Origin of the sequence: Saccharopolyspora sp. 6V, from assembly GCF_020176785.1 — a bacterium.
Classification (GTDB): Bacteria; Actinomycetota; Actinomycetes; order Mycobacteriales; family Pseudonocardiaceae; genus Saccharopolyspora_C; species Saccharopolyspora_C gregorii.
Genome location: NZ_JAIUKB010000056.1, coordinates 1 through 20,627, shown reverse-complemented (window position 1 = coordinate 20,627; position 20,627 = coordinate 1). Strand labels below are relative to the sequence as shown.

General features: G+C 72.7%; 22 protein-coding genes. 8 read left to right on the top strand and 14 right to left on the bottom strand.

Translation table 11 applies throughout. The features are described from left to right. Positions 1 to 105 precede the first annotated feature (105 nt). A complete protein-coding gene (purF, locus tag LCD35_RS12355) occupies positions 106 to 1,629 on the top strand; it encodes an amidophosphoribosyltransferase (RefSeq protein ID WP_224958060.1) in 1,524 nt (507 codons plus the stop codon). A 231-nt stretch (positions 1,630 to 1,860) separates the two neighbouring features. Then, entirely contained in the window at positions 1,861 to 2,970 is a 1,110-nt protein-coding gene (gene purM / locus LCD35_RS12350) for a phosphoribosylformylglycinamidine cyclo-ligase (protein ID WP_224958011.1), read from the top strand. Between the two features lie 567 nt (positions 2,971 to 3,537). On the opposite strand, the gene LCD35_RS12345 is transcribed toward purM, so the two are convergent. Beyond that, on the bottom strand, positions 3,538 to 3,717 hold the full coding sequence (locus LCD35_RS12345) for a DUF3073 domain-containing protein (protein WP_224958010.1): 180 nt from the start codon (positions 3,715 to 3,717) through the stop codon (positions 3,538 to 3,540). 255 nt (positions 3,718 to 3,972) lie between these two features. On the opposite strand from LCD35_RS12345, the gene LCD35_RS12340 reads away from it, so the two are divergent. Then, entirely contained in the window at positions 3,973 to 4,842 is an 870-nt protein-coding gene (locus LCD35_RS12340; RefSeq protein WP_224958009.1) for a hypothetical protein, read from the top strand. Between the two features lie 30 nt (positions 4,843 to 4,872). Here the strand turns inward: LCD35_RS12340 and LCD35_RS12335 are convergent, their stop codons facing one another. From LCD35_RS12335 to LCD35_RS12310, 6 genes are all read right to left on the bottom strand, one after another. Beyond that, entirely contained in the window at positions 4,873 to 5,661 is a 789-nt protein-coding gene (locus LCD35_RS12335; protein ID WP_225044222.1) for a methyltransferase domain-containing protein, read from the bottom strand. 114 nt (positions 5,662 to 5,775) lie between these two features. Continuing rightward, on the bottom strand, positions 5,776 to 6,735 hold the full coding sequence (locus tag LCD35_RS12330; RefSeq protein ID WP_224958005.1) for an asparaginase: 960 nt from the start codon (positions 6,733 to 6,735) through the stop codon (positions 5,776 to 5,778). Beyond that, complete coding sequence (locus LCD35_RS12325) at positions 6,732 to 7,292, bottom strand: aerial mycelium formation protein (RefSeq protein ID WP_224958004.1); 561 nt, start codon at positions 7,290 to 7,292, stop codon at positions 6,732 to 6,734. Before LCD35_RS12325 ends, LCD35_RS12330 begins: the two co-directional genes overlap by 4 nt. A 109-nt stretch (positions 7,293 to 7,401) precedes the next feature. Further along, positions 7,402 to 8,127 carry a 3-keto-5-aminohexanoate cleavage protein gene (locus LCD35_RS12320; protein WP_225044221.1) on the bottom strand — a complete coding sequence of 242 codons (726 nt, stop codon included), beginning with the start codon at positions 8,125 to 8,127 and terminating at the stop codon, positions 7,402 to 7,404. A gap of 119 nt (positions 8,128 to 8,246) precedes the next feature. After that, positions 8,247 to 9,410, bottom strand: coding sequence for a folate-binding protein YgfZ (locus LCD35_RS12315; RefSeq protein WP_225044220.1), 1,164 nt, complete (start codon positions 9,408 to 9,410; stop codon positions 8,247 to 8,249). Beyond that, a complete protein-coding gene (locus LCD35_RS12310; RefSeq protein ID WP_224958001.1) occupies positions 9,407 to 9,868 on the bottom strand; it encodes a Fur family transcriptional regulator in 462 nt (153 codons plus the stop codon). The genes LCD35_RS12315 and LCD35_RS12310 overlap by 4 nt, the downstream gene beginning before the upstream one ends. Before the next feature lie 184 nt (positions 9,869 to 10,052). On the opposite strand from LCD35_RS12310, the gene LCD35_RS12305 reads away from it, so the two are divergent. After that, on the top strand, positions 10,053 to 10,901 hold the full coding sequence (locus tag LCD35_RS12305) for an aminodeoxychorismate lyase (protein ID WP_225044219.1): 849 nt from the start codon (positions 10,053 to 10,055) through the stop codon (positions 10,899 to 10,901). Positions 10,902 to 10,957: 56 nt separating this feature from the next. On the opposite strand, the gene LCD35_RS12300 is transcribed toward LCD35_RS12305, so the two are convergent. Continuing rightward, positions 10,958 to 11,599 (bottom strand): FABP family protein, encoded by a 642-nt coding sequence (locus tag LCD35_RS12300; RefSeq protein ID WP_224957999.1) that lies wholly within the window; start codon positions 11,597 to 11,599, stop codon positions 10,958 to 10,960. A gap of 251 nt (positions 11,600 to 11,850) precedes the next feature. On the opposite strand from LCD35_RS12300, the gene LCD35_RS12295 reads away from it, so the two are divergent. Next, positions 11,851 to 12,597, top strand: a complete 747-nt coding sequence (locus tag LCD35_RS12295; RefSeq protein ID WP_224957998.1) for a methyltransferase domain-containing protein — start codon at positions 11,851 to 11,853, stop codon at positions 12,595 to 12,597. A 63-nt stretch (positions 12,598 to 12,660) separates the two neighbouring features. Here the strand turns inward: LCD35_RS12295 and LCD35_RS12290 are convergent, their stop codons facing one another. The 6 genes from LCD35_RS12290 to LCD35_RS12265 all read right to left on the bottom strand — a co-directional run bounded on the left by LCD35_RS12290 (position 12,661) and on the right by LCD35_RS12265 (position 16,920). Beyond that, the gene (locus LCD35_RS12290; RefSeq protein WP_224957997.1) at positions 12,661 to 12,966 is read right to left on the bottom strand and encodes a DUF1416 domain-containing protein; all 306 of its coding nucleotides are present in this window, start codon (positions 12,964 to 12,966) and stop codon (positions 12,661 to 12,663) included. Between the two features lies 1 nt (position 12,967). After that, positions 12,968 to 13,813, bottom strand: coding sequence for a sulfurtransferase (locus LCD35_RS12285; protein ID WP_224957996.1), 846 nt, complete (start codon positions 13,811 to 13,813; stop codon positions 12,968 to 12,970). Positions 13,814 to 13,862: 49 nt separating this feature from the next. After that, positions 13,863 to 14,306 carry a DUF4395 domain-containing protein gene (locus tag LCD35_RS12280; RefSeq protein WP_374108071.1) on the bottom strand — a complete coding sequence of 148 codons (444 nt, stop codon included), beginning with the start codon at positions 14,304 to 14,306 and terminating at the stop codon, positions 13,863 to 13,865. A 401-nt stretch (positions 14,307 to 14,707) separates the two neighbouring features. Beyond that, positions 14,708 to 15,226 carry a thioredoxin family protein gene (locus LCD35_RS12275; RefSeq protein WP_224967711.1) on the bottom strand — a complete coding sequence of 173 codons (519 nt, stop codon included), beginning with the start codon at positions 15,224 to 15,226 and terminating at the stop codon, positions 14,708 to 14,710. Continuing rightward, positions 15,223 to 16,032, bottom strand: coding sequence for an LmeA family phospholipid-binding protein (locus LCD35_RS12270; RefSeq protein ID WP_224967713.1), 810 nt, complete (start codon positions 16,030 to 16,032; stop codon positions 15,223 to 15,225). The genes LCD35_RS12275 and LCD35_RS12270 overlap by 4 nt, the downstream gene beginning before the upstream one ends. Before the next feature lie 123 nt (positions 16,033 to 16,155). Then, positions 16,156 to 16,920 carry an alpha/beta hydrolase gene (locus LCD35_RS12265; RefSeq protein ID WP_224978141.1) on the bottom strand — a complete coding sequence of 255 codons (765 nt, stop codon included), beginning with the start codon at positions 16,918 to 16,920 and terminating at the stop codon, positions 16,156 to 16,158. 194 nt (positions 16,921 to 17,114) lie between these two features. Between LCD35_RS12265 and LCD35_RS12260 the strand changes: the two genes are divergently transcribed. The 3 genes from LCD35_RS12260 to pstS all read left to right on the top strand — a co-directional run bounded on the left by LCD35_RS12260 (position 17,115) and on the right by pstS (position 20,432). Beyond that, a complete protein-coding gene (locus LCD35_RS12260) occupies positions 17,115 to 17,855 on the top strand; it encodes a response regulator transcription factor (RefSeq protein ID WP_224957990.1) in 741 nt (246 codons plus the stop codon). A 295-nt stretch (positions 17,856 to 18,150) separates the two neighbouring features. Further along, on the top strand, positions 18,151 to 19,104 hold the full coding sequence (gene mshD / locus LCD35_RS12255; RefSeq protein WP_308011321.1) for a mycothiol synthase: 954 nt from the start codon (positions 18,151 to 18,153) through the stop codon (positions 19,102 to 19,104). Positions 19,105 to 19,316: 212 nt separating this feature from the next. After that, positions 19,317 to 20,432 carry a phosphate ABC transporter substrate-binding protein PstS gene (gene pstS / locus LCD35_RS12250; RefSeq protein WP_224957989.1) on the top strand — a complete coding sequence of 372 codons (1,116 nt, stop codon included), beginning with the start codon at positions 19,317 to 19,319 and terminating at the stop codon, positions 20,430 to 20,432. Positions 20,433 to 20,627: the final 195 nt, after the last annotated feature.

The window sequence follows — 20,627 nt, the reverse complement described above, 5'->3', positions numbered from 1 at the left end:
TTCTCGGTGGTCTTCGACCGGCCAGACGGCAGTGTTCCCGCTACCTCCAGCGCTCCCGGTTCGGGCGGCGCCCCCGAACCGCCCGCCGATCCGTTCGAACAGGACGTGCCGCACGAGGAGTGCGGGGTCTTCGGTGTGTGGGCTCCTGGCGAGGAGGTCGCGAAGCTGACCTTCTACGGGCTGTTCGCCCTCCAGCACCGCGGCCAGGAAGCCGCGGGCATCGCCGTCGGCGACGGCTCGCAGGTGCTGGTCTACAAGGACTTGGGCCTGGTCAGCCAGGTGTTCGACGAGCAGGTGCTCGCCTCGCTGCGCGGCCACGTCGCCGTCGGGCACAACCGCTACTCCACGACGGGCGGCGCGAGCTGGGAGAACGCCCAGCCGACCTTCCGCACCACCGCCTCCGGCAGTGGTCTCGCGCTGGGCCACAACGGCAACCTGGTGAACACCGCGGAGCTGCGCGAGCGGGTCGTCGCCGAGGGCGTCGACACCGTGTCCGCGAACAGCTCCTCCCCGGCCTCCGCGTGCGACCGCGCCACCACCGACTCCGACCTGGTGTGCGGGCTGCTCGCCGCGCACGCCGCGGACAAGGGCATCGAGCAGGCCGCGATGGACCTGTTCCCCACCGTGTCCGGCGCGTTCTCCATGGTCTTCTCCGACGAGTCGACGCTGTACGCCGCCCGCGACCCGCAGGGCGTGCGCCCGCTGGTGCTGGGCAGGCTGGAGCGCGGCTGGGTCGTGGCCAGCGAGACCGCGGCGCTGGACATCGTCGGTGCGTCCTTCGTCCGCGAGGTCGAGCCGGGCGAGCTGCTCGCCATCGACGCCGACGGCCTCCGCTCGCAGCACTTCGCGCACCCCAAGCCGAAGGGCTGCATCTTCGAGTACGTCTACCTGGCCCGTCCGGACACCACGATCTCCGGCCGCTCGGTGAACAGCACCCGGGTGGAGATCGGCCGCAAGCTGGCCCGCGAGCACCCCGTCGAGGCCGACCTGGTCATCCCGGTGCCGGAGTCCGGCACGCCCGCGGCGATCGGTTACGCGCAGGCCTCCGGCATCGACTACGGCAACGGGCTGGTGAAGAACTCCTACGTGGGGCGCACCTTCATCCAGCCGTCGCAGACCATCCGGCAGCTCGGGATCCGGTTGAAGCTGAACCCGCTGCGCGAGGTCATCCGCGGCAAGCGCCTGGTGGTCGTGGACGACTCGATCGTGCGCGGCAACACCCAGCGCGCCCTGGTGCGGATGCTGCGCGAGGCCGGGGCGATCGAGGTGCACGTCCGGATCGCCTCGCCGCCGGTGAAGTGGCCGTGCTTCTACGGCATCGACTTCGCCTCCCGCGCGGAGCTCATCGCCAGCGGCACCGACACCGACGGCATCCGCCGCTCCATCGGTGCCGACTCGCTCGGCTACGTGTCGCTGGACGGGCTGGTCACCGCCACGGAGCAGCCGCGCACCCGGTTGTGCGCGGCCTGCTTCGACGGGAACTACCCGATCCCGCTGCCGGAAGAGGCGCAGCTCGGCAAGTACCTGCTCGAAGGCGTGGCGGGCAGTTCCGAGAAGGGCGTCGCCGGACCGGCCGAACCGGTCCTGTCCAGCGGTTACGGCGGAGCCGACGCGCTGCGCAGGCCCTGACCGGCCGCGGCGGCACCGGGCGCGCCGCGTAGCGTGGTGCCGCCCTCCGGCCGGGCTGGTCCGTCCGTGGCCCGCAGCCGGGTGGAAGCGGAAATCCGCGCGACGGAACGGGTACCGGCGGGTACGCCTGTGGTAGGCAAGGGGCAGGGCCGTTGTGGGATGGCCCACAGCGCTCGCGCCGCCGACCGCGAGCCCACCAACGTTGAACGCACACCAGATGTGGAGTCAGTCGTGTCCGAAGACCTGCTCGCAGGCTCATCCGCCGAAGCTGAGAAGGCCACCTACGCGAACGCGGGGGTGAGCATCGAGGCAGGCGACGAAGCCGTGCAGCAGATGCTGCCCTGGGCGAAGCGGGCGAGCAGGCCGGAAGTGCTGGGCTCGCTCGGGGGCTTCGCCGGCCTCTTCCAGCTGAAGCTGGACCGGTGGACCGAACCGGTGCTGGCCTCCTCCACCGACGGCGTCGGCACCAAGCTCGCCGTGGCGCAGGCGATGGACAAGCACGACACGGTCGGCCTCGACCTGGTCGCGATGGTCGTCGACGACCTCGTGGTGTGCGGCGCGGAACCGTTGTTCCTGCAGGACTACATCGCCGTCGGCAAGGTCGTGCCGGAGCGGATCGCCGACCTGGTGAAGGGCGTCTCCGAAGGCTGCCTGCAGGCCGGTTGCGCCCTGCTCGGCGGGGAGACCGCGGAGCACCCGGGCATGATGGCGCCCGGCGAGTACGACATCTCCGCCACCGGCGTCGGCGTCGTCGAGGCGAGCGGGATGCTCGGCCCGGACAAGGTCCGGCCCGGCGACGTGGTGATCGGCATGGGCTCGTCCGGGCTGCACTCGAACGGCTACTCGCTGGCCCGCCACGTGCTGCTGGAGCTGGCCCGGATGCCGCTGACCGGCCACGTGGAGGAGTTCGGCCGCACCCTCGGCGAGGAGCTGCTGGAGCCGACCCGCATCTACGCGAAGGACTGCCTGGCGCTGGCCGCCGAGACCGAGGTGCGCACCTTCGCGCACGTCACCGGTGGTGGCCTGGCCGCGAACCTGGCGCGGGTGGTGCCCGCGGGCCTCACCGCGGTGCTGGACCGCGGCAGCTGGACCCCGGACCCGGTGTTCGGCCTCATCGCGCAGCGCGGCCGGGTCGAGACCGAGGAGATGGAGCGGACCTTCAACATGGGCGTCGGCATGGTCGCCGTCGTCACCGCCGAGGACGTGGACCGGGCGCTGGCGGTGCTGACCGCGCGCCACGTGCCCGCCTGGGTGCTCGGCGAGGTCGCCAAGCAGCCCGCGGTGGAGGACGCCGCCGAGGACCAGCGCGTCGTCGTCCGGGGCAACCACCCCCGCTTCTGAGGACTTGACCCGCGGGGCGCGACCGAGCACCACGGTCGCCCCCCGCGGTGCGTCCGGGGCCCGCTCTGGCCCGGCCCGGCATCGCCCGGAAAAGTTCGCGGAGCCGGGAATTCCGCAGTGGACCCGCCCGTTGTACGGGGTGGCCGGTGTGCGCGTGCCCCCGGGCTCCATCACGAGCCTGCAGGGAATACCGTTCGGCTGGAGCCTTGCAGCGCCATCCGCCGAGAGGCGGCCCGCACACCGGCCCCTACTCGTCCGGCCCGCCGGAGTCCGATCGGGAACGAAAAAAGTGCGCCGGCGGACCGGCGCACTCATCTCGTGTTCTCGTGGCGTGTTCGGCGATCACGCGCTCACCAGGCCGTCGGCACCGCTCGCCGACATCCGCACGACCTGTTCCGCCCGGACGGAGCGCATCCAGCGGATGCGCGCCGACCGGGCGATTTCGACAGGACCACACAGCTGGTGCCTCTCGCCCACGGAACGACTGCGGGAACGCAACGACGCTACCTGCGACACAGAACACCGAGTGGACGAAGCTGAAGCCGTCCACCCGGTGTGCACGTGCCGTCAACGCCGGTAGTCGTCGTACCCGTCGTCGTATGTGTCGTCGCGGTCCTCCTCGGACCATTCGCCAGGCGGTTCCGTGGACAGCTCCCGCTGCAATGCCTCGACGTCCATGGTGGGGGAGCTGTACTTCAGCTCGCGGGCCACCTTCGTCTGCTTGGCCTTAGCCCGGCCGCGCCCCATGGCTCGACCCCCTCGCGCAGGGTGTGCGGGGTGGCCAGGGGAACGGCGACCCCGCATGATCTCGACAACTTTTCCTGTAACTACCGTACCGTGCCGATGCGGTTCTACGCGACGTGGTGCCCTGGAGAGTCTCCGTGTCGCGCGTGACCTTCCCCCCAGATCGCGGATCGGCGGTCCGCGATCGTCGAGGCCCCCGGCTCGCCGTCCAACGCGGGCAGCCGAAGGCACCATCGGGGCGCATGGCACGATACTCGCGTGCCTGAACCGTTCGTCGCCTACCTGAGGGTGTACGAACCCTTGTCGTCGATCGATTCCCCGTTGCGCGAGCAGCTGGCCGCGACCCTGGAGCGGGGAGCGCTGGAACCGACCGTCGCGGCGACCAGGGAACAGGACCAGTGGCTGCGCACCCAGGTGTCGGCTCCGCCGAAGCTGCTGCCCGACGAGGGCACCGGCGCGCATTCCGGTGATGTCCTCACCCTCGACCCCGAGTCCGTGCCCAGCGGTCCTGCCGCGACCGTCGGCCCCGGCCCGCTGGTGTGCCCGCTGGACCTGCGCGGCAGGTCCGCTGCGGCGCTGGTCGGCTTCCTCGGCGCGGCCGAGCTGCCGCTGCGCTCCGCGGTGCTGTCCCTGCCGGTGGAGAAGGCGAAGAGCCAGGCCAGCGCGGTGGTCAGCGAGCTCGCCGAGAACGCGGTGCACGTGCTCTCGTCCACCTGGACCGTCCCGCTGCCGTGGTTCGTGCTGGTGGACCCGGTGGAGCGGGAGGCCGGGAACTCGGACGGCACCCGCCGGGTGTGCTGGCGGGTCGCGATGGCCGACGCGCGGCGCCGGGTGGCGCGGGCGCACTCCGTCGCGCGGGACTCCATCGGCGACGGCGGGCCCACCAAGATCCTGCGCGAGACCGGTCGCTGGCTGGAGCGGTTCCACCCGCACTCCGCGGTGGAGCTGGACTACGGCGGCCTGGTGCAGATGATGAGCGACAGCGACCTGGACGCCGACACCTCGGCGGAGGACGTGCACGCGATCATCGACGCGATGGAGTCCGGCGACACGGTGGAGGTCGGCGAGCGCTACGAGGCGCTGCGCGACTTCTGGTCCGAGTTCGCCGCCCGCGAGCGCTACAACTGACCGCTGCCGCTCTCCCGCCGCGAGGGATCCTCAGCGGTGGCAGCGGATCTCGCCGTTGAGGACGGCGAACCAGGCCGCGTCGGCGTCGATCCACTCGCGCCAGCCCGCGCTCAGCCGCTCCAGTTCGGCGCCGGTGGCCAGCCCGCGCTCGACGGCCTGGGTGGCGAAGGACGAGTTCCGCACCCGGTCCGCCCACAGGCCGCCCCACCAGGTGCGTTCCTCGGCGGTGGCGAAGCACCAGGCGGAGGCGGTGGCGTCGACCTCGCCGAACCCGGCTTCCCGCGCCCACCCGAGCAGCCGCCGCCCGGCGTCCGGTTCGGCGTCGTTGCCGCGCGCCACGCGGTGGTACAGGTCGAGCCAGTCGGTGAGCGCGGGCAGCTGCGGATACCAGGTCATCGCCGCGTAGTCGGCGTCCCTGGCGGCGACGATCCCGCCGGGCCGGCAGACCCGCCGCATCTCGCGCAGCGCCGCGACCGGGTCGGTGAGGTGTTGCAGCACCTGGTGCGCGTGCACCACGTCGAAGGAGCCGTCGGCGAACGGCAGCGCGTACACGTCGGCCACCTGGAACTCGGTGTTGGCGGGCGCGCCCGCGCTCGCCTGCTCGACGATCTCGGCGGCGTTGTCCACGCCGGTGACGTGGCCGGGGGCGACGCGCTCGGCGAAGTCGTGGGTGATCGTGCCTGGTCCGCAGCCGACGTCGAGCACCGCGGCGCCGGGGGTCAGGTCGGCGAGCAGGTAGGCGGCGGAGTTCTCCGCGGTCCGCCAGCGGTGCGAGCGCAGCACGCTCTCGTGGTGCCCGTGCGTGTAGACGTCAGCCATCACTGCTCCCAAGAAGTGGGAAAATGAGTCCAGAATATGAGTCTACGGTGCGGATCGCGCGCACGACGAGCACGCCCGGCACCTCCGAGGTACCGGGCGGACCCGCACTCCTGCTCAGTCCACGGCGCCCGCGATGACCCGCAGCACGCCGACCTGCTCGCCGCCGCCCAGCACCGGCTGCTCGGCGATGCGGTCCAGCTCGTCCCCGGCCACCCGCACGCCGAAGGCGCGCAGCACCGCCACCGCCACCGGGCCGCGGGCCCGCGAGGCGCCATCGCTGATCTTCACCGCGGCCGCGCGCCCGTCCGGCAGCGCCAACGCGAGCACGCCCTCCGCGCCGATCTTCGACAGCAGCCCCGGCACCGCGGTCATCAGCGCCGTGTCGTCCCGGTCCGTGCCCGCCACCAGCCACGGGTGCGCGCGCATCGCGTCCGCCACCCGGCCGGCGTCACCACCCGCGGTCACCACGCCGCGGAACACCCTGGCCAGCCCGAGCAACGAGATCGCGAACAGCGGCGCTCCGCAACCGTCCACGGTGGTCAGGTCGATCGGATCGCCGGACAGCTCGGAGATCACCTCCCGCACGCCCCGCTGCAGCGGATGCGCCGGATCCAGGTAGCTCTCCACCGGCCAACCCCGCTGCACGCAGGTCGCCAGCATCGCCGCGTGCTTGCCGGAGCAGTTCATCGCGAGCCTGCTCGGGCCGATGCCGTCGGCCAGCCGGTGCTCGCGGGTCGGTCCGTGGCCCGGCAGGTCCGGCGGGCAGCGCAGCGCGTCCTCGTCCAGGCCGTGCCGGCGCAGCAGCGCCAGCGCCCGCTCCACGTGCCCGGGCTCCCCGTCGTGCGAGGAGGCGCCCAGCGCCAAATCCGCGTCGTCCGGCAGGTCCAGCCCGGCGCGCAGCATCGCCAGCGCCTGCGCGGGCTTCACCGTGGAGCGCGGGAACATCGGCGACCGCACGTCACCGGCGGAGCGCAGCACCGAGCCGTCGGCGTCCAGCAGGACCACCGATCCGAAGTGGACCCCCTCGCGCAGCCCGCCGCGCACCAGCTCGACGAGCGGGGCGGGAGCGGTCACGGGCGGTCCCGCTCCGCGGCCAGCAGGTCGTCCACCGAGGCGGCGCCCTCGCGGTAGCGGCGGGCGATCTCGCCGTTGAACCGGTCCACCACGGCCTGCACCTCGCGGCGCCGCTGCGAGACCGAGTCCTCCTCGCCGGTGTAGGCCGCCAGCGCGGTGTCCAGCTTGGCGTCCGTCAACGAGGTCACGTTCGACAGGTCCACGTCCGACACCAGCGCTTCCACGTGCCTGCGGTGCGCTTCGGCCCGCGACGGCTCGGTGGTCTGGTAGCGGCCGGAACCGGTGGCCGGGCCGACCGCGTTGTCGGAGAGGATGTTCACCAGCTGCTCCACGACCGAAGCGGAGCCGTCCTCGGTGCGCCTGCGTTGCTCGGCCCGCACGATGTCGATCCGCGCGTGCAGCATCCGCCGCAGGTACGACAGATCGGTCTCCTCCTGGGCGGCCTCGTCGCGCAGTTCGCGGACCTCGCCCAGTTCGCGCTGTTCGATCCCGTCGGCGTAGGCCGGGTCCAGGACCCGGTCGATCCGGCGGCGCCCACCGGGGCGGACTTCGATCACGTGCCCATCCTCCGTCGATCGTGCCCACCGGCACCCGATGCCCTGGCGGCATCGCGACGGCCGGTGCGGCTGGTGCGTCCAGTGTGCATGTCCTGCGAGTACTCCCGCATCACGTCTTGATCCCGAGCAGTTCGGCGGCGCGCTCCGGCGCCAGCGGCGGCCGCTGCGCGATCTTCGCGACGCCCGCGGCCCTGGCGACCAGTTGCGCGTCGTCCCGGGCCGGCGTCCCCGGCGCGTAGTCCGGGGTGTCGCCGCGTCCGATGCGGACGTGCGCACCACCGGCCAGCGCGGTCAGCAGCACGGGCAACCCGGCGGGTCCGACGCCCGCGGCGGTGCGGCCGGTTCCCGCGGGGACCTGATCCATTGCGGATGCGAACGCGGCGACCGCATCGGGCCCGTCACCGGTGAAGACCACCACGACGTGCGCGGGCTCCGGGACGTCCCGCAGCAGCGCCAGCTCCGCCGCTCCGCGGGCCAGGAGGTGCAGCGCCGCACCGCGCTCCGCCACGCCCGCCCGCAACTCGCGGAGGAACTCGGCCGGCGCGTCCAGCGGCGCGCACAGCGCGTCCGCACCGCACGACAGCAGTTCGGCCGGCGTGGCATCGGGAGTCGCGGCGACGCGGGCCAGCAACCCGGCCCGGTGCACGGCCCGGACCGGCTCGGCCAGCGGAACTCCCGGCACCGGCGCCAGGTCCAGCACGGCGGCGCCGACGCGGGCGCAGTCCGCCGCGGTGCGCGCGAACCGGGCGACGACGTCGGAACCGGACTCGTCGCGGCCCGGCCGCGCCGGGGCGACGGCGAGGACCGCGCCCGTCGGATCCGGCGACCGTGTCATGGGGTGATCTTGGCACACCGGCGGCGCCGCGCAGTTGTTCCGATCCGTCAAATATCCCCTGTCAGGGTGACGGAATCCATCAGCATCACCCGGTGTGGTCGCCGGTCGGGGGCACCGGGTCAGCGGCCGCGAAGACCCTGCGCCGCGATCCGCCCCGGCGGCTCACCGGTGTCCGGCGGCACCGAGTCCGGATCGACCGCGGCGGCCACCGCCCGGCCCTCCGCGGCATCGCCCGCCACCAGCTCCACGTCCACCGGCGCGGTCCGCTTCAGCATCGCCAGCGCCACCGGGCCCAGCTCGTGGTGCAGCACCACCGAACCGACCCGGCCCACCTTGCGCTCGCCGTGCCACACCGGATCATCGGTCTCCGGGCGGATCTCCACCGAGCCGTCCAGGTGCAGCAGCACCATGCGCCGCGGCGGCTTGCCCACGTTGTGCACCTTCGCCACCGTCTCCTGGCCCCGGTAGCAGCCCTTCGCGACGTGCGCGGCCGTGTGGATCCAGCCCAGCTCGTGCGGGATCGCCCGCTCGTCGGTGTCCACGCCGACCCGCGGCCGCAGCGCCTCCACGCGCAGCGACTCGTAGGCCATCGTGCCCGCCGGGCGCACCCCCGCATCGGTCACCCGGGTCCACCAGTCCACCAGCGACTCGCGCGGCACCACCAGGTCCACCGTGTACAGCCCGCGGAACGGCACCGCCCGCGCGAACCCGCCACCGGGGAGCCCGGCCACCTCGTACGGCTTCGTCGGCACGTCGGTGACGCCCGCCTTGCCGAGCAGGTCCACCGCGTCCGGCCCCAGCACGCTCAGCAGCGCGAACTCGTCGGAGGCGTCGCGCGGTTCGACCTTCGACCAGAACCGCATGGCCTCCAGGTACTCCAGCAGCGGCTGCCTGCCGTCCACGCCCATCGACGGCAGCGCGCTGGACGCCTGCGCGTCCGCCTCGGTGTCCAGGTAGACGACGCCGTCGTGGTGCGCGAGCAGCAGGTGGCAGTCGACCCGCCCCTGGCTGTCCAGCACCAGCGCCTCGGTCCCCCGGCCCTCCGGCAGCTCGGTGAGGTGCTGCGAGAGCACCAGGTGCAGCCAGCTCAACCGCTCCTCGCCGGGCACCGCGATGATCCGGCGGTGCGAGCGGTCCACCACCACCGCCGAACGCGTCGCCGACCGCTGCTCGGCGAACGGGTCGCCGAAGTGCCACGCGACCCCCACGTCGAGCGAGGTGTCCAGCGAGGCCTCCTCGGGAGCCGCCACGGCTCCGGGCAGCTCCAGCAGGGGTGAGTTCATCGTGTCTCCTCGACCGCGCGCTCCGGATGGTCGGCGCCCTCGGGGCCGCGGCACGCGCGGCACGTCCCCGACAGCGCCAGGTGCGTGGCGTCCAGCTCGAACCCGCGCCGCCGCCGCAGCAGCTCCGCGAGGTCGTCGAGCAGGTCGCACGGCACCTCGTCGATCTCCCCGCACCGGTGGCACACCAGGTGCACGTGCTCGTGCTCGTCCGCCGAGTACGTGGGAGCGCCGTGCCCGAGGTGGGTGTGGCGCACCAACCCGATCTCCTCCAGCACGTCCAGGGCACGGTAGATCGTCGTGATGTTCACCGCGTGCGCGGTGTCCCGCACCTGGCGGCACACCTGCTCGGGGGTCGCGTGCCCCAGTTCGCGCACGGCATCGAGCACCAGCTGGCGCTGCGGGGTGACCCGCAGGCCGTGCCGGTGCAGTGTGGTGCGCAGCGATCCCTTCTCACCCACTGCTGGCTCCTGTGCTCGAAGGCGGCGGCTCGCCTCCGATCGTATGCCCCGCACCCCCGGCATCCGTCCGCGAACTCCCCTCGCGCGGACGGCGGGTGCCGCCGCTGATCGCGGGACCGGGCCCGCCCGCCGGGGCCCACCCCTGCGCGGCACCGGCCCGCGGCAGGGCGCCTAGGCTGCGGGTATGCGTGTACTGGCACTGCTGGACGGGACCTTGGCCGATCCGGAGGCGCCGCTGATGCGCGCCGACGACCTGTCGGTCACCCGCGGCGACGGAATCTTCGAAACGATCTTGGTGGTGGCGCGGGAACCGCGGGAGCTGGGCCCGCACCTGGACCGCCTGGAGCGCTCGGCCGCGCTGCTGGACCTGCCCGCCCCGCCGCGCGAGGTGTGGGAGCGCGCCACCCGAGCGGTGATCGACGCGTGGCCTTGGGAAGCCGAGCGCGAGATGGCCCTCAAGCTCGTGTGCAGCCGCGGCGTCGACGGCGGCGACGGCACCCCCACCGGCTTCGCCACCGGGTCCTCGGTCGGCGCCGACACGCTGCGCAAGCGCCAGGACGGCGTCTCGGCGGTCACCCTCGACCGCGGGATCGCGCCCGACCTCAAGGAACGGGCGCCGTGGCTGCTGCTGTCGGCGAAGACGCTGTCGTACGCGACGAACATGGCCGCGCTGCGCGAAGCGGAACGCCGCGGCGCCGACGAGGTCATCTTCACCGCCACCGACGGCTCGGTGCTCGAAGGCCCCACGTCGGCGGTCGTCATCGCCCGCGGCCGGACGCTGCGCACCCCGCCGCCGAGCACCGGGATCCTGCCCGGCACCACGCAGGGCGCGCTGTTCCGCGCCGCCGAGAAGGCCGGTTGGGAGACGCGGGTCGAACCGTTCGACCAGGCGGAGCTGCGCACCGCGGACGGCGTGTGGATGACCTCCAGCGTCCGGCTCATCACCCCGGTGAACGCGCTCGACGGGGTCCCGCTGGCGGTCGATCCGGAGCTGACCCGGGAGCTCACCGGCCGCTACGAATCGCTGTACTGAAGCGCGACGTGCCCCGCGGTGCGGCACCGCGGGGCACGTGCGAGATCGAGGGGACGTCAGCCGACGATGCGCTCCAGCTTCGCCGACAGCCGCGGCTGCAGCTCGTGCTCCGAGGTCGCGCGCTCCTCCACGTAGGCCAGCGACCCGTCGACGACGCCGTAGAGCCGGCTCGCCGCCGTCGCGTCCTCGCCGGTGGGGGTGCGGATCACCGCGTCCGTGGACAGCTCCCAGGTCGTCTTGCCCCGCGGTTGCCCGAAGAACATCTCCGAGACGCCGGAGCTGTGCACCAGCAGCAGTTCGATCGTGTCGTCCGGCTGCGGCCGCCAGAAGCCGACCTCGCGGAACGCGGGCTCCACCACGGAACCGCCCTCGCCGTCGAGCCGCCACGCCCTGCTCTCGTAGTAGAGGAACGGGCGCCCGTCGTGGGCGAAGGTGACCTGCTGCAGGAACCGGTAGCTCTCGTCCAGCGACGGGTGCGACGCCTCGCCCTCGCCGCGCCACACCCCGACCAGCGGCAGCAGCATCAAGCACGCGCTGTTCAGGTCGGGACCCTCGCGCAGGTTCGCGGTGTCACCGACGCCGGGCAGGTCGTCGAAGGTCGGAACGTTGCGGGACCGGGTCTTCTCGGCGCGCTCCGCGGCGGCCTGCACGGCCGCGTCGCCGCTGCCGGGCTCCGGCTGGTTGGACGTCGTGCTCATCGTTCGGAGATTACCCGCGGCACCCGCGCGCGAACCGCCGCGGGTCAGTCGTTGTACAGCCGGTACAGCACGTACCCGGCGAACCACAGGACCATCACCGTGGCGATGCCGAGCAGCGTGACGAGGCCGTAGTGCAGGAAAGGTATGAGTTCCACGCGCAAAGGATAACCACCGCGCGCACCACGTGGGGTGTGGCGTCGGGCATGATTCGCAGGCAGCAGACCGCCAGAACTGGGGGGAACCGGGCCGACATGACCGATTTCGACACGCTGCGCGAACGCGCGCTGGCCTTCCGCGAGGAGCTGCTCGCGCGCAAGGAGAAGATCGCTCCCGCCGAGTTCGACTGGTACCCGTACGACACGATGGCGAACATCTTCCACCTGGACCGGCTGCTCACCGGCCCGCAGCGGCAGGTGTTCGACCGGATCGCGGGCAGCCGGATCGCCGACATCGGTGCCGCCGACGGCGACTTCGGGTTCTTCCTGGAGCACGAGCTGGGCTGCTCGGTGGACGTGGTGGACAACCCGCCGACGAACTTCAACGGACTGCGCGGGGCGCGGCGGCTCGTCGAGGAGCTGTCCTCCGAGGTGCGGGTGCACGAGATCGACCTCGACTCGCAGTTCGCGCTGCCCGCGCAGCACTACGGGGCGGTGTTCTTCCTGGGGCTGCTCTACCACCTGAAGAACCCGTTCTACGTGCTGGAGGCGCTGGCCCAGCGGGCCGAGCTGTGCTTCCTGTCCACCCGGGTCGCGCGGCAGGCACCGGACGGCACGCCGCTGCGGGAGCAGCCGGTGGCGTACCTGCTGGACCCGGCGGAGGCGAACGACGACGCCACCAACTTCTGGATCTTCTCCGAGACCGGGCTGAAGCGGCTGTTCGCGCGCACCGGCTGGGAGATCGTCGAGTTCACCACCGTCGGCTGCGCGGACGGCTCCGAGCCGGCCCCCCCCGACCGGGACGAGCGCGCCTTCGCGCTGCTGCGCTCCACGAAGGTCTGACCCCCGCGAACGCCGGAGGGCCGGTACCCGCGCGGGGTACCGGCCCTCCGGGAGCGGTCGGGATCAGGCGACCGCGATGTCCACCGGGTGCACGCCGGGACCGGACGCGGACACGTCCGACTGGCCCTTGCCGTCGCGGTGCAGCGCGCGCACCGTCCACGACCCGGGAGCCGCGTAGAACCGGAAGTCGCCCTCCGCCGAGGACACGACCTCGGCGGTGAACTCCCCGGTCGCGTCCAGCAGTCGCACGAACGCCCCGCCGACCGGAGCCGCGCCGGAGCGCACCTTGCCGGTCACCACGACCTGATCGGTGTCCTCGGCGACGGCCGTCGCCCCCTGCTGCGGCGCACCGCATCCGTCCAGGCTCATGTCACGCCTCCTGTTGGCTCGGGTTCGCGACCGGCACGCCCACCAGCGAGCCGTACTCGGTCCAGGAACCGTCGTAGTTCTTCACGTTCGCGTGCCCCAGCAGCTCGCGGAGCACGAACCAGCTGTGCGAGGAGCGCTCGCCGATGCGGCAGTAGGCGATGGTGTCCTTCGAGTCGTCCAGCCCGGCCTCGGCGTAGATCTTCTTGAGGTCGTCGTCGGACTTGAAGGTGCCGTCCTCGTTGGCGGTCTTGCTCCACGGGACGTTCACCGCCTGCGGGATGTGCCCGGCGCGCTGCGCCGACTCCTGCGGCAGGTGCGCGGGGGCGACCAGCTTGCCCGCGAACTCGTCGGGGGAGCGCACGTCCACCAGGTTCTTGGTGCCGATCGCGTCGACGACCTCGTCGCGGAACGCGCGGATCGAGGTGTCGGGGTCCTGCGCCTGGTAGCTGGTGGCGCCGCGGTTCGGCTCGTCCTTGACCAGCTGGCGGCCGTCGAGCTCCCACTTCTTGCGCCCGCCGTCGAGCAGCTTCACGTCCGAGTGGCCGTAGAGCTTGAAGTACCAGTAGGCGTAGGCGGCGAACCAGTTGTTGTTGCCGCCGTAGAGGATCACGGTGTCGTCGTTCGAGATGCCCTTGGCGGAGAGCAGCTTCTCGAAGCCCTCCCGGCTGACGAAGTCGCGGCGCACGTGATCCTGCAGGTCGTTGCGCCAGTCCAGCTTGATGGCGCCCGGGATGTGGCCGCCGTCGTAGGCGGTCGTGTCCTCGTCCACCTCGGCGAACACGACCTTGTCGGTGTTCAGGTTCTGTTCGGCCCAATCGGTGGAGACCAGGACCTCTGCACGGCTCATCGAGCGACTCCTTCTCGTTCTCGTTCCTTGCACGTGTGTTGCGGGCCCATCAGCGGGCCTCCTGCTTCACCGGCCCGAACCGGCGCAGCACCAGGTACAGCTGGCAGCCCAGGCAGTAGCCGAACGCCGCGTTCAACAGCGCCGCGACCAAGGCCAGCGCGTTGGCGACCATGCCGAGCGTCGTCCACTCCAAGGCGTATCCGGCGGTGGCGACCACCGCGAACGCGAACCCGACCCCCTGCGAGAAGCGCACCGGCGCCGGCGACTCCCGCTCCGACTCCGGGATGGCGCGCAGCCGCGGCGCCACCGCCGAGCGGTACACCGCGCCCCACGGGTTCAGGCCCATGCCGACGAAGGCGCACAGCGCGAACAGGACCGTCTGCACCGCGAGCACCCGCCAGCTCCCGGTGACCAGGCCGATGGCCAGGATCACGCTGGTGATGGCGGCGGTGAAGCGGATTCCGCGCGGGTCGAGGGTGGCGGGCATGGGCATCCTCCGTTGGCTGGACCGACAGGGTGGACCGGAGCTCGGGAACCGGCTGATCGCCCGGCCCGGCCGGCGGTGCGGGATGCGGGCTGCTGCGCGGGGAAGGTTCCACCGCGAGCGCCGCGCGCATCGTTCACCGCCCGGTCAGCGCTCCGGACACAGGCTGCTGCCCACGCGGCAGAAGTCCACCGCGCGCCGTCGGGTCAGCAGTACGCGCACGGCTCGGAGGCTACCCGTCCCGACCGATCGGCGGGAAGAACGTTCACTGGGTGAGACGCACCGCTCGGTCTGCCGCATCGACGCGCGGCCGAGAACCCGCAGCTCAACGTCGGTGCGGGGCACGTGTCGGGTGGTGTGGCGGAGATCGCCGGACGCGGCGCCCACCGGGTTTCCCAGCATCCGGGCGATCATGGCAGGTGCGGGCGCAGCGCGGCGGTGAGCTCGTCGCGGCGGGGCACGCCGCCGACCCGGAACAGCTCCCGCCCGGCGGCGTCCAGCGCCAGCGTCGTCGGCGTGCGGTGCACCCGCAGCGGCGTCGACCACTCGGGGTGGTCGGTGAGGTCCACTTCGACGTGCCGCATCCCCTCGGTGCGCTGCGCCAGGTCGGCCAGCAGGATCCGGGTGTGCCTGCACGGCGCGCAGAACGTGGTGGACAGCTGCAGCAGCGTCACCCCGGCTCCGCCGAGGTCGCCGAGCCGGGTGCGCAGGCCTTCGGGCAGGTGGTCGGACACGTCGGGTGCAACGCCCGCGGGCTCGCCGGTCTTCCCGGAGCCGCGATCGTCCTCGGTGGCGGTCGCGCCGCGGTCCGCGCCCGCCGCCCCGAGCCGCCCGCTCGCCGGCCGCACCCGGCCTTCGCGGGAACGCCACCAGACGCCGAACGCGAGCGTCGCGGCGACCACGACCAGTAGCACGATCCAGCCGGTCATCCCGTGGTCACCCCGCCGGCGCCGATCGTCACGTCCTCCGCGGTGCCCTCCATGACCAGCGCGCCGCGCTCCACCCGCACCGCGGTGGGCCGCACCTCGAACGGCAGCACGCCCGGGTCGATGGTGGTGGTGAACTGCTGCAGGATCGACTTCTCGAAGACGTCGCCGAGCGGGATGTCCGACAGCGCCTGGTCGGCGATGTCCAGCTTCTTCGGTTCGATGGTGAGCTGGCCGTTGAGCAGCGACAGCACCGCGATCACCTTCACCCGCACGTCGTTGCCCGCGATGTCCAGCGACCCGTCCAGCGCCACCTTCGCGCGGCTCCGATCGCTCGTCCCCGTCCCGGCGGTGCCGCTGGAACCCTCGTTGGCGTCGTCCGCCGGTTCGTCGAGGGCGTCCTTCGGCGCCGGGTTGATCGTCAGGTCGGTGATGCCGATGAAGCGCCCCACGTCGGAGGCCTTCAGCTTCACCCGGCCGACCAGCTCGTCCACCTGGATCTCGTTCGCGGTGCCCCCGACGACGTCGCTCAGCGGGACGCGCGCGTGGTGCAGGTTCGCCTCGACGCCGAGCTCGCTGAGCCGGCCGACGCGGACGGCCTTCGCCGCGAGCTCCACGTCCCGGTAGTCCCCGGCGACGGCCTGGGTGAGGAACGGGAAGCCGTGCACCCGCACCGACGGGTCCTCGTCGAGCTCCAGCTGCTCGCGGACCTGCTGCGACACCTGGTACTCGGCGATCGACGCCGCGCCGTAGTCGGCGACGACCAGCAGGCCGAGGACGAGGAGCAGCGTGACGACGAGCTTCTTCACCGCGGGCGGTCCGTTTCTCTCGTGAGCGGATGGCGTGGTCGGGGTGATCCGGTGCGGTTCACCTTCGCACCTGAGCACCGGACGCCGACAGGTGTCCTGGACAACATCCCCCGGAACGCCCGCTCAACCGCGCTCGGCGCACCGCTCGACGGCGGTGCGGGCCCAGCGCGCCATCCGGTCCACCAGCTCCGGGGTGGTCGCGCTCTCCGCGTGCCGCATGCCCCGCTCCAGCCACAGCTCGCCACCGGCCGCCGCGTGCAGGGCCTCCGCGTCGGACACCGGGAAGTAGTGGTCGTCGGTGCCGTGCACCAGCAGCGCCGGGGTCGGCGCGAGCAGCGGTGCCAGTTCGATCGGCGAGGCCGGGACCTCGGCCCACTCCTCGCCGAGGCGCACGCCCAGCAGCCGTGCCGCCCACCGGCCGTGCGGCTGCTCCAGCAGCCAGTGCACCCGCCGCATCGCCGGGGTGTCCCGCACCCACCAGCGCGCGGGCCCGCTCACCGAGATCATCGCGTCCGGCCGCTCCGCCGGTCCGGCCAGCGCGGCCTGGCGCAGCGCGACCGCGCCGCCGAGCGAGAACCCGACGCTCACCACCCGCCGGTGCCCGAGCTCGCGGAGCCGTTCCAGCGCCGCCGACATGTCCGCGACCTCGGCGGGGCCGACCGAGCTTGCTCCGCCGGAGCGCCCGTGCCCGCGGAAGTCCACGGCGAGCACCGCCCCGTGCTCGGCGAGCCGCCGCAGCACCGCCCGCACCGCCGGTTTCCGGACGTGGTTGGTGAAGCCGTGCCCGACCGCGAACGCCACTCCGGCGCTGCCCGGGCCGCTCAGGTACTGCCCGCGCAGCCGCACCCCGTCCGAGGTCGAGAGCGTGATCGGCGTCGGCCGAAACATCGGCGCAACACGGGTTCGCGTTGCCTTCACAAATGTGATGCCGTCCGGTTCACCTGGGGTTTTCGTGCTCATGAGGGGTATTGTGCTCGGCATCCACAGGCAACGAAGCCGGGTCGTCCGGTCTGTCGCGCCGTCCGGTCGGCCTCCGCGAGCCGCCGCTTCGGTGATGGCCCTGGGACGGGAGGCACCCCCACATGAGTTCCGAACTGCTGCTGCTGACCAGCGATCTGAACGGTGAAGCCGCACTGCCCGCACTGGCACTGCTGCCGCACCGGGTGCGCGTCCTGCCCCCCGACCCCGGAGCGATCCTCTCCGCCGGGACGCACGACGTGGTGCTCGTCGACGCCCGCACCGACCTGGCCGGAGCCAGGGACCTGTGCCGCGTCCTCGCCGCCGGGGACGCCCCGGTGATCGCGATCGTCAACGAGGGCGGGCTCGTCACCATCAGCGCCGAGTGGGGTGTGGACGACATCCTGCTGCCGACCAGCGGCCCCGCCGAGGTGGACGCCCGGATGCGGCTGCTCACCACCCGCCGGGCCGGGGAGAGCGCCACCGCCGACGGTTCGCTGTCGGTCGGCGACCTCGTGATCGAGGAGGCCACCTACACGGCACGGCTGAAGGGGCGGGCGCTGGAGCTCACCTACAAGGAGTTCGAGCTGCTCAAGTACCTGGCGCAGCACGCGGGACGGGTGTTCACCCGCGCGCAGCTGCTGCAGGAGGTGTGGGGCTACGACTTCTTCGGCGGCACCCGCACGGTCGACGTGCACGTGCGGCGGCTGCGGGCGAAGCTCGGCGCCGAGTACGACTCGATGATCGGCACGGTGCGCAACGTGGGCTACAAGTTCGTCCGCCCCGCCCGCTCCGCCCAGCCGCAGCAGCCCGCCACCTCCGGCGCCGTCGAAGCGGCCGAAGCCATCATCGCCGCCCACTCCTGAGCCGACACCGCCGCACCGCCCCCGCCGCGCCGAGCTGCGGGGGCGGTGTCGGCCGGTCTAGGTCCGCCCTCCTCCCGGGCTCAGGGGCGGAGGGCTCGGCCGACGGGGGGCGACGGTCCGAGCCCGCGCACGAGGACAGCCGGTGGGGTGGTTCTGCGGCCTGGTGATCGTGCCACCGGGCGGCGGGATGTTCCGGCGGACGAGATCCGGGCGGGCGCGGGATTCGGCCCCGCCGGGGTGTCGTGCCGAGTTCGTCACGTGTGCCGGGCGGGGTTCGGTGGGTAACGTCGGGCCCGTGCAGCTGACGTGGCGGAACGGACTGGACCAGGCCGAGGTGGCCGAGGTGGTGGCGCTGCTCGACGCGGCCGCGGAGGCCGACGGGGTGGCGCCCGCGGGCGAGCACGTGCTCATGCGGTTGCGCGCGCACCGCGACGTGGCGCAGCAGATCGAGCCGGTGCAGGCGGACGTCCGCTCCGAGCACTTCGTGGTGCGGAACGCGGCGGACGAGCTGCTCGGCTACGCGCACCTGGACACCGCGGACGAGGCGGCCGGCCTGCTGGTCGCCGAGCTCGCCGTGCACCCGGCGCAGCGCCGCGGCGGCGTCGGCACCCGGCTGGTGCGGGCGCTGCTGGAGCGCGCCGACCTGCCGGTGGAGGGCGCGGGCGAGGACACCGGCCGGTTGCGGATCTGGTCGCACGGCGAGCACCCGGGTGCGCTGCGGCTGGCGGAGCGGTTCGGCTTCGCCCGCCCGCGCGAGCTGTGGCGGATGGGGCTGCGGCTCGCCGACGCCGAACTGCCGGAGGCCCCGGCGCCCGGCGGCGTGTCGATCCGCGCGTTCCGGCCCGGCTCCGACGAGGCCGCCGTCGTCGAGGTCAATCACCGAGCGTTCCGATGGCACCCGGAACAGGGCGCGATGAGCGAGGCGGATCTGCGCGAGAAGGAAGCGGAGGACTGGTTCGACGCGGCCGGCTTCTTCCTCGCAGTGGACCCGCAGGACCGCCTGCTGGGTTTCCACTGGACGAAGGTCCACCCGGACGGGCGCGGCGAGGTGTACGTCGTCGGCGTGGATCCGGACACGCAGGGTAGTGGCCTGGGGAAGGTGCTGACCGCGGCCGGGCTGCGCCACCTGCGTGCGGCCGGCTGCGCGGAGGTCCTGCTCTACGTCGAGGGCGACAACGCTCCCGCGATCAAGGTCTACCAGCGCCTGGGCTTCGAGCGCACCGATCTGGACGTGCAGTTCGGGCGGTGATCCGCCCCCTCCGTCTGGATCACTGATTGCGAACGCCTGGATCACGAGATGGTGGACGGTCACCCGTTGGAACGTGGCGCTGCTTACTTAGCGTGCCTTGTTCACTTCGCGTTCACCCGTTGCATGGCGCGAATCCACTCCCACTGCTTAGCGTTCGGAGACGAGCGGCAGCGCGCCGCGCCCACGGTGTTTCCCTGATCTGGAGGAACGAAGTGAAGATCAAGCGGCACAGTGCTGCGCTCGGATTCTTCGCGGCCGGCACGCTCGTGCTGTCCGCCTGCGGCACCGACCAGAACGTTCCCCAGGGCGGCGGCAACCCGGCGCTGGCCGGGCTGAACGTCGACTGCGGCACCAAGCCGGTCTCCGCCGAAGGTTCCTCCGCGCAGAAGAACGCCATGGACGTGTTCGCCCGCGACTACGGCATCGCCTGCGAAGGCCAGCAACTCAACTACACCAAGTCCGGCTCCGGCAAGGGCGTCGCCGCCTTCACCGCCGGGCAGATCGACTTCGGCGGCTCCGACTCGCCGCTGGACGAGGCCGACGGCGAGGTCGCCAAGGCCGCCGAGCGCTGCCAGGGCAACCCGGCGTGGAACATCCCGATGGTCTTCGGCCCCATCGCGGTGTCCTACAACGTCGAAGGCGTTGACGACCTGGTGCTCAACGCCGACGTGATCGCGAAGATCTACCAGGGCCAGATCAAGAACTGGAACGACCCGGCGGTCGCCGCGCTGAACCCCGGCAAGCAGCTGCCGGACCTCGCCGTCGTCCCGTTCTTCCGCTCCGACGAGTCCGGCACCTCGGACAACTTCCAGAAGTACCTCAGCACCGCGACCGGCGGCGCCTGGAAGGGCGAGGGCAAGCAGTTCCAGTCGGGGCCGGGCATCGGCCAGGGTCGCGAGGGGAGCGACCAGGTCGCCCAGTCCGTCAAGGCCACCCCGGGTGCCATCACCTACGTCGAGTGGTCCTTCCCGAAGAACCTCGGCCTCGGCATCGCCAAGATCGACGGCGGTGCCGGCCCGGTCGACCTGACCACCGAGAACGTCGGCAAGGCCATCGACGGGGCCAAGGTCGAGGGCGAGGGCCACGACCTGCGGGTCGACCTCGACTCGATCTACGGCAACAAGCAGCCGGGCGTCTACCCGATCGTGCTCAACACCTACGAGATCGTCTGCTCGAAGGGCTACGACCCGGAGACCGCCAAGGCCGTGAAGGCCGTGCTGACCGTCGCCGCCAACGCGGACGCCGCGCAGCTGGAGGAGGCCGGCTACGTCTCGCTGCCCGAGGCGTTCAAGCAGAAGGTGCTGGGCGCCGTCGACGCGATCGCGTGACGGACCTGACCCTCCACCAGTGAGAGGCTGCACGTAGCAGTGAACGACTCGACAAGAGCCGACCAGCGCCCGGGGGGGGGCCGCCCCCCCCCGGGCCCCCCCCGGGGGGGGGGGGGGCCCCCCCGGGGCGCGGGGGGGGGGGCGGCCCCCCCCCCCCCCCCCCGCGCCCCCCCGACAGGGGGGGGGCGCAGGGCA

Bases quoted from the DNA above. Each gene is read 5' to 3' on its own strand.
- LCD35_RS12285 (WP_224957996.1), bottom strand. From the start codon at position 13,813: ATGAGCCGTGCAGAGGTCCTGGTCTCCACCGATTGGGCCGAACAGAAC.
- LCD35_RS12265 (WP_224978141.1), bottom strand. From the start codon at position 16,920: ATGTTTCGGCCGACGCCGATCACGCTCTCGACCTCGGACGGGGTGCGG.
- LCD35_RS12275 (WP_224967711.1), bottom strand. From the start codon at position 15,226: ATGACCGGCTGGATCGTGCTACTGGTCGTGGTCGCCGCGACGCTCGCG.
- LCD35_RS12280 (WP_374108071.1), bottom strand. From the start codon at position 14,306: ATGCCCATGCCCGCCACCCTCGACCCGCGCGGAATCCGCTTCACCGCC.
- LCD35_RS12345 (WP_224958010.1), bottom strand. From the start codon at position 3,717: ATGGGGCGCGGCCGGGCTAAGGCCAAGCAGACGAAGGTGGCCCGCGAG.
- LCD35_RS12320 (WP_225044221.1), bottom strand. From the start codon at position 8,127: ATGACACGGTCGCCGGATCCGACGGGCGCGGTCCTCGCCGTCGCCCCG.
- LCD35_RS12300 (WP_224957999.1), bottom strand. From the start codon at position 11,599: ATGAGCACGACGTCCAACCAGCCGGAGCCCGGCAGCGGCGACGCGGCC.
- LCD35_RS12305 (WP_225044219.1), top strand. From the start codon at position 10,053: ATGCGTGTACTGGCACTGCTGGACGGGACCTTGGCCGATCCGGAGGCG.
- LCD35_RS12315 (WP_225044220.1), bottom strand. From the start codon at position 9,410: ATGAACTCACCCCTGCTGGAGCTGCCCGGAGCCGTGGCGGCTCCCGAG.
- LCD35_RS12295 (WP_224957998.1), top strand. From the start codon at position 11,851: ATGACCGATTTCGACACGCTGCGCGAACGCGCGCTGGCCTTCCGCGAG.
- LCD35_RS12260 (WP_224957990.1), top strand. From the start codon at position 17,115: ATGAGTTCCGAACTGCTGCTGCTGACCAGCGATCTGAACGGTGAAGCC.
- LCD35_RS12335 (WP_225044222.1), bottom strand. From the start codon at position 5,661: ATGGCTGACGTCTACACGCACGGGCACCACGAGAGCGTGCTGCGCTCG.
- LCD35_RS12290 (WP_224957997.1), bottom strand. From the start codon at position 12,966: ATGAGCCTGGACGGATGCGGTGCGCCGCAGCAGGGGGCGACGGCCGTC.